8 protein-coding genes are annotated in these 8,471 nt (G+C 70.6%); 7 read left to right on the top strand and 1 reads right to left on the bottom strand.

What is annotated here, in order from left to right:
• The first annotated feature begins 4 nt into the window (after positions 1 to 4).
• From ACFYO5_RS31565 to ACFYO5_RS31595, 7 genes are all read left to right on the top strand, one after another.
• A complete protein-coding gene (locus ACFYO5_RS31565) occupies positions 5 to 280 on the top strand; it encodes a DUF397 domain-containing protein (protein ID WP_388715254.1) in 276 nt (91 codons plus the stop codon).
• 343 nt (positions 281 to 623) lie between these two features.
• Entirely contained in the window at positions 624 to 932 is a 309-nt protein-coding gene (locus ACFYO5_RS31570) for a hypothetical protein (RefSeq protein ID WP_003991275.1), read from the top strand.
• Between the two features lie 189 nt (positions 933 to 1,121).
• Positions 1,122 to 1,946 (top strand): hypothetical protein, encoded by an 825-nt coding sequence (locus tag ACFYO5_RS31575; RefSeq protein ID WP_388715257.1) that lies wholly within the window; start codon positions 1,122 to 1,124, stop codon positions 1,944 to 1,946.
• Positions 1,936 to 3,291, top strand: coding sequence for a hypothetical protein (locus tag ACFYO5_RS31580; protein WP_388715260.1), 1,356 nt, complete (start codon positions 1,936 to 1,938; stop codon positions 3,289 to 3,291). The genes ACFYO5_RS31575 and ACFYO5_RS31580 overlap by 11 nt, the downstream gene beginning before the upstream one ends.
• Complete coding sequence (locus ACFYO5_RS31585; protein ID WP_388715263.1) at positions 3,288 to 4,847, top strand: SCO6880 family protein; 1,560 nt, start codon at positions 3,288 to 3,290, stop codon at positions 4,845 to 4,847. Before ACFYO5_RS31580 ends, ACFYO5_RS31585 begins: the two co-directional genes overlap by 4 nt.
• An 8-nt stretch (positions 4,848 to 4,855) precedes the next feature.
• On the top strand, positions 4,856 to 6,280 hold the full coding sequence (locus tag ACFYO5_RS31590) for an ATP-binding protein (RefSeq protein WP_356568950.1): 1,425 nt from the start codon (positions 4,856 to 4,858) through the stop codon (positions 6,278 to 6,280).
• Positions 6,281 to 6,296: 16 nt separating this feature from the next.
• Positions 6,297 to 7,763 (top strand): type IV secretory system conjugative DNA transfer family protein, encoded by a 1,467-nt coding sequence (locus tag ACFYO5_RS31595; protein ID WP_388715267.1) that lies wholly within the window; start codon positions 6,297 to 6,299, stop codon positions 7,761 to 7,763.
• A gap of 3 nt (positions 7,764 to 7,766) precedes the next feature.
• On the opposite strand, the gene ACFYO5_RS31600 is transcribed toward ACFYO5_RS31595, so the two are convergent.
• A complete protein-coding gene (locus ACFYO5_RS31600) occupies positions 7,767 to 8,312 on the bottom strand; it encodes a GNAT family N-acetyltransferase (protein WP_388715270.1) in 546 nt (181 codons plus the stop codon).
• Positions 8,313 to 8,471: the final 159 nt, after the last annotated feature.

Here is an 8,471-nt window from a genome sequence, read left to right on the forward strand (position 1 = left end):
CCCCGTGACCGACATCCCCCCCGACCTGACGTGGGTGCGCGCCGCCCCGCCGGAGGCCACCGGTCCCGGCCCCTGGATCGAGATCGCCTTCGGCGAGGGCGAGGACGGAGAGGCCCCCGTCTACCTCCGCGAGACCAGCGACCCGGACAACGTGGTCACGACCAACCGCCGCAAGTGGGACGCCTTCGTACTGGGCGTACGGGCAGGGGAGTTCGACCACTTCGTACAAGAGGCGGAGCACGCCGAGGGCCCACTCGACGACGGCCTCGCCACGCCCTGACACCAGGTCGGAGAGGAACGCGCACCGGACACCGGCTCCGCCGCCCGTTCGCCGTCAGTCATGAGAACATCGAAGCGGACCCTCACCCGACCAGCCGTCAGAAACGGCCCACGGCCGTGAAGTGGGTAAACGACGGAACCACACGACAGGTTCCGCTCCGACCTCATTGCCCGGCGTGACCCGTCGTGATACACAGAGTGACGAGTGCGTGCTATTCGTATGAATCCCGCCCGTCAATGGCGCCAAGTCGACATACGAAGGCGGCGTTGTCGGCGACAATGAGTCCTGACCTCTGCACACCGCAGGGGCCTCTCGGAACTACCCACCAGGGGCGGTGACTTACATGCTCTTTGCGGCCGACAAGGGAGACATCAACACCATCATCGGCGGGATCGCTCCGGACTGGGGCCCCTTCGGCAGCCTGGGCAACGAGGCCAAGGTGATGATCGAGGTGGTGATGGCCGTCGCCATCCTCCTCTGCCTCGGCATCGCGATCTGGGGCGCCGCCAAGCAGCGCATCGGCGCCACGGCCCTGCGCGACACGTTCAGCGCGGAACAGGGCAAGGGCCTCATCATCGCCGGACTGACGGGCGTCTTCATCATCGGGTCCCTCGGCACCCTGTTCACGATCGTGTACGGCATGGCCGTGTAGCGAACCTCGCCCACCGCCACTCCGCTCCGGGCACTCCCGGCCCTCTCCACCCCACCCACCCGTCGTGCCCACCGGCTGAGGTTGCGTTTCCCTGATGTCGAGTCACCACACCGCGCCCGCGCGGGAACCAGCACGGCTACCGTCGTACCACCACGCGTTCCGGTACGGCAGCGAGGGGGCGTACACGGCATGAGTCCCGGAGACGAACACGACTACGGCGAGCCGGCGGGTACCCGCATGCGCCTCCCCGAAGCCGACCCCTACGGCGGCGCCCGCCGCCCCGCCCGCTCCTCCTCACGGAGCCTGGTCATGGTCGTCGGCGTCGTCGTCCTGCTCATCGCCGCGATCGCCTTCGCGAACCGTGGGGGAGACGATTCCCCCTCCTCCGCGGCCACCGGCGCGGGCAACGGCGACAAGCCGAGAACCGCGTCGACCGCGGCAAGCGGCACGAAGCCGGTGGAGTCCAGGACCGGCGGCATCCCGTCCGGGTTCCCCCGGACCCAGCAGGGCGCCGAGTCGGCCGCCGCCAACTACGCCGTCGCGCTGGGTTCGACCGGCATGTTCCAGAGGGACAGCCGGCACGCCCTCGTCGGCACCGTCTACACCGCCGCCGCGGCGAGCAGGCTCCAGACCCCGATGGACCAGGCCTACTCGGCCGACTTCCTCGCCAAGCTGGGGCTCGACGCCAACGGCAACGCCCCCACGGGCAACACCTTCGTCTCCCGCGTCGTCCCGGTCGGGACCACGGTCCAGTCCTACGACGGCACCACCGCCAAGGTCGCCGTCTGGTACCTCGGTCTGATCGGCATGTCCGGGGAGACCTCGACCGACCCCGTCACCTCGTCGTGGAAGACCTGGACCTTCGACCTCCAGTGGGTCGAGGGCGACTGGAAGGTCGCCGCCGACGCGCAGCACGACGGCCCGGCCCCGGTTCCGGGCGACGACAAGGCCGCCGCCTCCGACGAGATCAGCAAGGCCATCGAGGAGTACGGAGGGTTCACGTATGCCCGGTAACCCGCACCGCGTGCTCCGGCTCGCAGGAGTCGTCGCCGCCGTCCAGGCGTCGGCCGTACTACTGGCCACCCGCGCCTTCGCCGTGCCCACGCCCAGCGCGTCCCCCACGCCGTCGACGTCCCCTTCTCCGTCTCCGTCGGGCAGCCTCGACTGCCACCTCATCTCCGGCGAAGCCAAGAAGTACTGCGAGAAGGGCAACACCCCCTCCGGCACCACCACCCCCGGCGTCTCCGACACCCTCGACCCGCTGTCCTCGCTGGCCAAGGGCTGTGCCGACGCCGCCGCCTGGACCGTGGAGAGACTCAGCGTCGCCGTGCAGGACACCGCGAACGTCGACTTCACCAACGCCCGGTTCCTCCAGCAGTACGCCGTCGTGTTCGCCGCGTCGACCGTCCTGACCCTCCTGCTGTGGCTGCTGGCCGTCGCCAAGCGAGCGGTCCGGGGCGTCCCCCTCACCACCGCCATCGGCGAGGCCGTCGGCTTCCTCTGGCTCACCGTCCTCGCCTCCGCCTTCACCCCGCTGATCCTCTACACGGTCGTCTCGGCCACCGACGGCATCAGCGAGGTCCTGGCGAAGACGACGGGCAACCAGACCGACACCTTCTTCGGCACCTTCTCCGCCGCCCTGGCGAAGGGCGAGGACATCGGCGGCGGCCCGATCATGCTGATCGTCGTCTCCCTGGTGTCGATCCTCGCCGCCGGCGTCCTGTGGCTGGAACTGGTCCTGCGGGCCGCCCTGCTGTACGTCGGCGCCCTGCTCGGCACGGTCGTCTACGCGGGCCTCGTCGACAAGAACCTGTGGGGCCACGTCCGCCGCTGGGCCGGCATCATGATCGCCGTCATCCTGGTCAAGCCGGTCATCGTGATCGTCCTCGGCCTGGCCGGTGCGCTCTCCGCCGACGACGGCCCCAACGCCTTCGGCGCCGTCGTCTCCGGCCTGTCCATCATCCTGCTGGCCATCTTCGCCAGCGCGATGATCTACCGCTTCGTGCCCGGCTTCGGCGACGAGATCGCCAACTCGCGCAACAACCGCATCATGCAGGGCGCCGAGGGCAAGGCCGCGGCCGTCATCAGCTCCCCGGCGAGCCTCGTCGCCCAGGGCATCAAGACCCACAGCAGCCGCGCCGACAGCAACGGCGGCGGTGCGCCCTCCTCCAGCGGCCAGCGCCCGGCCAACCAGGCCGCCGGCGGCGTAGCGGCGCACAGCTCGCGCACCTCGAACGGAGGCGGCGGATCTGTCCCCTCCGCCGCCCCCGCGCCCCGCGCGAGCAGCCCGCTGAACACCCCGCACGCAGGCAACACCCGCAACAGCAGTACGAACCGCCCAGGAGGTGAAGGGCGTTGACGACCGAGTCCCACGTGTCCCACGTGGTCACGCCCCGCCGTACATATCTGATCGGCCGCGCCCGGCCGAACGCGATCGTCGGCCGCAACCGCGAGTCCGGAGAGATCGCGCTCATCGTCATCGGCGCGTTCCTCGGCATGATGTGCGGGCTCCTCGTCCCCGTCCTGGCCCTGCGGATCGTCCTGCTCGCCGGCTTCCCGATGATCGCGCTGGCCGCGGTCTACGTGCCCTACAAGCACCGCACGTTCTACAAGTGGTTCGAGATCAACCGCAGCTACAAGCGCACCCTGCGCCGTGGCACGGTCTACCGCTCGACCGCCATGGAGGCGGGCACCCGGATCGACGGCCAGGAGATCGAGGTCGGTCCGCCGCCCGGCATCGGCCGGATCAACTGGCTCGCCGCCCCCTTCGGCCCCGACGAGATCGCCGTCCTGCTGCACGCCGACCGCCGCACGGTCACCGCGGCCATCGAGATCGAGGGACCGGGCGTCGGCCTGCGCGACAGCGAGGACCAGGAAGCCCTCGTCGACCGCTTCGGCACCCTCCTCAAGCACGTGGCCAACGGCGACGGTTTCGTCACCCGCATCCAGATGCTCGCCCGCACCCTCCCGGCCGACCCCGACGCCCACGCCAAGGACGTCTCCCAGCGCGGCGACGAGAAGTCACCGCCGTGGCTCCAGTCGTCGTACGACCAGCTCCAGTCGATGGTCTCGACGAGCAGCGAGCAGCACCGCGCCTACCTCGTCGCCTGCATGCACTACACGCGCGAACTCGCCGCCGAGGCGAACGCCATGGCCCGTGCCGCACGCCCGCAGAACGGCCGCAAGCTGGACCGCGACGCCGGTCTCGCCGTCGTCATGGCCCGCGAGCTGACCGACATCTGCTCCCGCCTCCAGGAAGCGGACATCCGGGTCCGCCAGCCCCTCGGCCAGGGCCGGCTCTCGTCGCTGATCCACTCCATGTACGACCCGGACCACCCGATCGACCACATCCAGGCGATGACCCGGCGCAACGCCTGGCCGGCCGAGCTGGACGCCATGGAGCCGACCTACCTCAAGGCCAAGACCCGCGAGTCCTCCACCCGCGCCCCCTGGTGCCACGCCACGGCCTGGGTGAAGGAATGGCCGATGACGCCCGTCGGCGTGAACTTCCTGGCCCCGCTCCTCGTCCACACCCCTGACGTCATCCGAACGGTCGCCGTGACGATGGACCTCGAACCCACCGAGGTGGCCATCGAACGCATGCTGACGGAGAAGACGAACGACGAGGCGGAGGCGAGCCGGGCCGCCAAGATGAACCGTACGGTCGACCCGCGGGACGTGGCCGCCCACTCCCGTATCGACCAGCGCGGCGAGGACCTGGCGAGCGGCGCGGCCGGCGTCAACCTCGTCGGCTACATCACGGTCTCCTCCCGCAATCCGGAGGCATTGGCCCGCGACAAGCGGACGATAAGGGCGTCCGCGGGCAAGTCGTACCTCAAGCTGGAGTGGTGCGACCGAGAGCACCACCGCGCGTTCGTGAACACCCTCCCGTTCGCCACCGGCATCCGAAGGTAGGGCTTTACATGCGGGACCCGATGTCCGTCCTCACCGACGCCTTCACGTCCTTCCTCTTCGGCAAGGTCGAGACGACCCGCCTGCCCGTGCGCACCTCCACCGGCCAGGCCCAGGCCGTCTATCTGCCGACCGCCGCGCCCGGCCTCGGCGACTCGGGTGTGATCATCGGCCGCGAGGTCTACTCGGGCAAGGGCTACATCTACGACCCCTTCCAGCTGTACGGCCAGCAGCTCCCGGCCCCGCACTGGCTGGTCCTCGGAGAGTCCGGCAACGGCAAGTCGGCCCTCGAGAAGACGTACGTCCTGCGCCAGCTCCGCTTCCGCGACCGCCAGGTATGTGTCCTGGACGCCCAGGGCGAGGACGGTGTCGGCGAGTGGAACCTCATCGCGCAGGCGCTGGGCATAACCCCCATCCGCCTGGACCCGACGGCCGCCCTGGACCTCGGCATCCGCCTCAACCCGCTGGACCCCTCGATCACGACGACGGGCCAGCTGGCGCTGCTGCGGACCATCATCGAGGTCGCGATGGGCCACGGCCTGGACGAACGCGCCGGCTTCGCCCTCAAGGTCGCCCACGCCTACGTCAACGAGACGATCGTCGAACGCCAGCCCGTGCTCACCGACATCGTCGAGCAGCTACGGCACCCCGAGCCGGAGTCGGCCGAGGCGATGAACGTCGCCCTGGACGACGTACGGGCGTGGGGCCTCGACGTGGCGCTGGTCCTGGACCGCCTCGTCGACGGTGACCTGCGCGGCATGTTCGACGGCCCTACGACGGTCGGCATCGACCTGGACGCCCCGCTCATCGTCTTCGACCTGTCCCACATCGACCGCAACTCCATCGCCATGCCGATCCTGATGGCGATCGTGGGCGTGTGGCTGGAGCACACCTGGATCCGCCCCGACCGCAAGAAGCGCATCTTCCTCGTCGAGGAGGCGTGGCACATCATCAACAGCCCGTTCGTGGCCCAGCTGTTCCAGCGGCTGCTGAAGTTCGGTCGCCGCCTCGGCCTGTCCTTCGTCGCGGTCGTCCACCACCTGTCCGACGTGGTGGACGGAGCGGCGGCGAAAGAGGCCGCGGCCATCCTCAAGATGGCGTCGACGAGGACGATCTACGCCCAGAAGGCGGACGAGGCGAGGGCGACGGGCCGCGTACTGGGTCTGCCCCGCTGGGCGGTGGAGATCATCCCCACCCTCACCCCGGGCATCGCGGTGTGGGACGTCAACGGCAATGTGCAGGTCGTCAAACACCTGATCACCGACACGGAACGCCCCCTGGTCTTCACCGACCGGGCGATGACCCAGTCCTCCGCCGACCTCGCCGAGGACGACGCGCTGCGCGCCGCCGAGCTGGAACAGGAACAGCGGGCGGCGGCCTTCATGGAACAGCACCTGCCCGACCTGGACGGCTCGTCCGAGTCGACGGTGGCGTAGGGGCACGGGGGACGCGATGAGACCGGGCGACGACCGCGGCCAGGGCCAGGGGCAGGGGGGCATCCCCGACGGCCTGCTGATCGGACTGCTCGCGTTCCTGCTCGGCATGACGCTGCTGGTGTGGACGGCGACCGGCCTCGCGGCCCTCTTCACGCACGGCTCCTGGCCGGCCGGCGTCACCTTCGCCCGCACCCCGCTGGCCATGCGCCACCTCGTGGGCCGACCGCACGACATCGCCGGAGCCTGGCCGGACGCCGCCCCGTCGGCCCTCTCCGGCTACGGCCTGTTCTGGGGCCTGTTCATCGGCCAGGTGATGATCCTCCTGGTCCTCACCGTCTTCACGCTGGGCACGGTGGCGAGATGGCGGGCGGTACGGGCGGAGCGGCGGACGCGCCCCCGCCACGAGGTGCCGGTGCCCGCGCCGGCCCCGGAGCCGGTGGTCCCCCCGGCCCACCGCGAGGTGCCCACCCCGAGGACGGAACCCGAACCGGAAACCGCGACGACCCCCTTCCCCGTCGCCGGGACCGAACCCGCGGTCGGCTGGGCGGCGTCCCGCCCGGAAGGCCCGGTCCTCTACGGCCCCCCGGAGACCCGCCACGCCACCGCGACCCGGGCCGTACACGACGCCGAGGGGGCCGTCCTGGTCCTCACCTCGCACCCCGCCCTCTGGCGGGACACCAAGGACGCCCGCGCCAAACTCGGCCCGGTCCTGCTCTACGACCCCACCCACCTGTGCGACACCCCGGCCCGCCTCCACTGGTCCCCCACCGCGGGCTGCGAGGACAAGGCGACGGCGGCGGCCAGAGCGACCGCTCTCCTCACCCCGGTACGTCCGACCGCCCGGCTGGACCAGGCGGTCGCCGAGACGGCCGAGACGCTCCTGCGCAGCTGTCTGCACGCGGCCGCCGTCGACGGGCGCACCGTCCGCCACGTCCACCGCTGGTCCCAGGGCATCGGCATCCAGGAAGCGGTCCGCACCCTCCGCACGAACCCGAAGGCGGCGGCCGGCTCCGCGGGGGAACTCGAAGCCGCTCTCACGGCCCACCCGGAACGCCGGGACATCGCCCAGGAACTGACGGCCCGAGCACTGTCCGCGCTCTCCACGGTGAACATCCGCGAGGCCTGCACCCCCCACCGAACTGACGCCCTCGCCTTGGATTCCTTCGTCAACGAAGGGGGAACGCTTTATGTGGTCGGTGAATCCATCGAGGACCCCAGGACCCATCCCGGCGCCATGCCGCTCCTGACGGCCCTCGTCTCCAGCGTGGTCGAGCGCGGCCGGCGCATGGCCGAACGGTCATCCTCCGGTCGGCTCGACCCACCACTGACCCTGATCCTGGACGACGTGGCGGCCGTGGCCCCGCTCGCCCAGCTCCCCGACCTCCTGGCCGTCGGCCGGGACCGCGGGCTGCCCACCCTGGCCCTCCTCCGCTCCCGCGAGCAGGCGAGGGCCCGCTGGCCGCACCAGGAACTGCCCGTGTGACGCCTACGGCCGTTCCAGTACGTACTCCAGCTCCCGCCCGTCGGCGTCATCGCCGAGGGACACGACGACCCCGCTCGGCATGAACCCGGCCCTGCTGTAGAAGGTCCGCGCCCGGCCGTTGTCCTCGTGCACGATGAGCCGCACCCGCTCCAGGCCGCGCGCCCACGCCCACTCCAGCCCGGCGTCGAACAGCACCTCGGTCAGCCCGATCCCGCGGTACTCGGGCCGCACGAAGACCCCGACGACATGTCCCTGCCGCCGTTCGACCGGGAAGCCCGCCCAGTCCTTGGTGCCGGCCTCCTCGACCAGCACCGTCAGCGTCGCGACCCACTCCCCGTCCGGTCCCTCGGCGATGATCTGCTGCGCGTCGTCGGCCCCTTCGGCGGCCCTCGTCGTCCGCTCCTCCCAGTAGGAGTCCGACCGCGCCAGCCCTTCGTCGTACGTCTCCAGGAAGGCGAGGTGGGCGACGGGGTCCCGCAGGGCGAGGAGCCGCAGCTCCTTCACAGCCGGCCACTCGTCGGCACGCACGGACCTGATGAGATAACTCATGGGGCCACCGTAGTACCCGGCCACCGACCCACTCATCCCAATAAACCCACGCCCTGGACCCATAAACGCAGAAAACCCCCGTGCCTGAAGGCACGGGGGTTTTCCCAAAAATTGTTCGGCGGCGTCCTACTCTCCCACAGGGTCCCCCCTGCAGTACCA

It is taken from the genome of Streptomyces sp. NPDC006259 (assembly GCF_042870975.1).
Taxonomy (GTDB): Bacteria; Actinomycetota; Actinomycetes; order Streptomycetales; family Streptomycetaceae; genus Streptomyces.

Coding starts and splice junctions, on each gene's coding strand:
- ACFYO5_RS31570 (WP_003991275.1), top strand. CDS start 624: ATGCTCTTTGCGGCCGACAAGGGAGACATCAACACCATCATCGGCGGG.
- ACFYO5_RS31575 (WP_388715257.1), top strand. CDS start 1,122: ATGAGTCCCGGAGACGAACACGACTACGGCGAGCCGGCGGGTACCCGC.
- ACFYO5_RS31580 (WP_388715260.1), top strand. CDS start 1,936: ATGCCCGGTAACCCGCACCGCGTGCTCCGGCTCGCAGGAGTCGTCGCC.
- ACFYO5_RS31590 (WP_356568950.1), top strand. CDS start 4,856: ATGCGGGACCCGATGTCCGTCCTCACCGACGCCTTCACGTCCTTCCTC.
- ACFYO5_RS31595 (WP_388715267.1), top strand. CDS start 6,297: ATGAGACCGGGCGACGACCGCGGCCAGGGCCAGGGGCAGGGGGGCATC.
- ACFYO5_RS31600 (WP_388715270.1), bottom strand. CDS start 8,312: ATGAGTTATCTCATCAGGTCCGTGCGTGCCGACGAGTGGCCGGCTGTG.